Origin of the sequence: Quadrisphaera granulorum (assembly GCF_003149145.1) — a bacterium.
GTDB lineage: Bacteria > Actinomycetota > Actinomycetes > Actinomycetales > Quadrisphaeraceae > Quadrisphaera > Quadrisphaera granulorum.
Window position 1 is genome coordinate 1 of record NZ_QGDQ01000072.1, and the last position, 1634, is coordinate 1634.

At 67.2% G+C, this 1634-nt stretch carries 1 protein-coding gene; it reads right to left on the minus strand.

Annotated features, from left to right (window positions below):
* Positions 1-41 precede the first annotated feature (41 nt).
* A complete protein-coding gene (locus BXY45_RS22725; protein WP_109776808.1) occupies positions 42-1328 on the minus strand; it encodes an IS110 family RNA-guided transposase in 1287 nt (428 codons plus the stop codon).
* Between the last annotated feature and the right edge of the window lie 306 nt (positions 1329-1634).

Here is a 1634-nt window from a genome sequence, read left to right on the forward strand (position 1 = left end):
CGATCACTCGAAAATGACCGAGAGGTGCGCTGGGAGGTGACTCAGGCGGCCTGGGCTTCGGCGTCGGTGAGAGCGACGTGGAAGCCGAGGCCTTCGAGCTTCTTGGTCAACCGCTGCGCAGCGCGGGCCTTGGCCTTGGCGTCCATCGGGCGGGCTTGGACCTGGGTGGGGTTGAACTCCTGTTCGCGCCTGACCATGTGCCAGATTGCGGTGAGGATCTTGTGCATGATCACCATCAGCGCCTTCTCCCGGTCCATCCTGGCCTTCAACCGCTGGTACAGGCCCTGGTAGTAGCTGTCCTTGACTCGCACCGCCGCTTCAGCGATCTGATGCAGGGCCCGCTTCAGGTGGGGGTTTCCCGGGCGGGTAGCCCCATTACCGCGCCGATCCCCGGACTGGGTGTTACCCGGGCACACCCCCGCCCAGGAACACAACGCCTCCGCGGACTCGAACGCGGCCATGTCCGCGCCGGTCTCGGCCAGCACCGCTCGCACGCTGATCACGCCGGCGCCCGGCAGGGTGATCACTCGGGCGATGGTGCAACGAAAGGGCGCCTGCACCACCTCCAACTGAGCATCGATCTTGGCGATGTCAGCGGTGATGGCGTCCAGACGCTCCAGCTGGGTCTTGAGCAGGAAGCGGGTGGTCTCATCGAAAGCGCCAGCGAAGGTGGTCATCGCCTCGATGAGGCCATCGGTCTTGGCGGCCAACTTGCCTCGGGCCAACCCCGCCAGCGCGACCGGGTCCGCCTCGCCGTTGATGACCGCGGCCAGCATCGCCCGCCCAGAGATCCCGAAGATGTCGGTGGCCACGCTGGACAGGCGGAACCCCGCTTCGGTGAGCAGGTCGTGGATGCGCTGCTTGACGCGGGTGCGGTCGACCACCAGCCCCTCCCGGGCCCGGGACAGCATCCGGGCCTGGCGAGTGATGGGGTCGGGCACGAAGGAGGGATTGATCAGGCCGCAGGCGGTGACCTGAGCGATCCAGACCGCGTCGGTGACGTCGCTCTTGCGGCCGGGGACCTTCTTGATGTGGAAGGGGTTGACCAGCCACACCTTCACCCCGGCGGTGCCCAGCAGCGCTTCGAAGGTGTAGAAGACCGGCTTCCAGTACTGCCCGGTGGACTCCATCGCCACCACACTCACCCCGGCCGACCCGACCCACTCCGCGGCAGCGGTCAACCCCGAATGGGTGGTGGGGAAGGTGCGGACCTCGTGGCTGAAGGCGCGGGTGTTCTTCTTGCCCGCCGGTGCGGGGATGCGCACGCAGACCTTGATGTCGGACTTGCTGATGTCGATCCCGGCGACGCGTTCGTGGATGACGTCCATGCCCGTGGTCCCTTCAACCGCCAGATCTCGTGTGGTGCCGGGGCTCTGACGCGCCCCTGCTTGGGGTGGGTCGGTGCGGCTGGGACCACCACAGGTCTACGACGATCACTCACGTGCTCACCGCTACCAGCACCGGCAGCCGAAGCGGCCTGGGCTGGTGTGCGGGGCGACAATCCGAAACTCCTGAGGGTGCTCCCGCGTCACGTTCAAGGACGGGCTCGTCAGCACCAATCGTCACCGACGTCGAACCGCCCCGACCCGCCCCCATTTTCCTCCTCCGAGACGGCCCCCGGCCAGAGCCGTTCA

Coding starts and splice junctions, on each gene's coding strand:
- BXY45_RS22725 (WP_109776808.1), bottom strand. CDS start 1,328: ATGGACGTCATCCACGAACGCGTCGCCGGGATCGACATCAGCAAGTCC.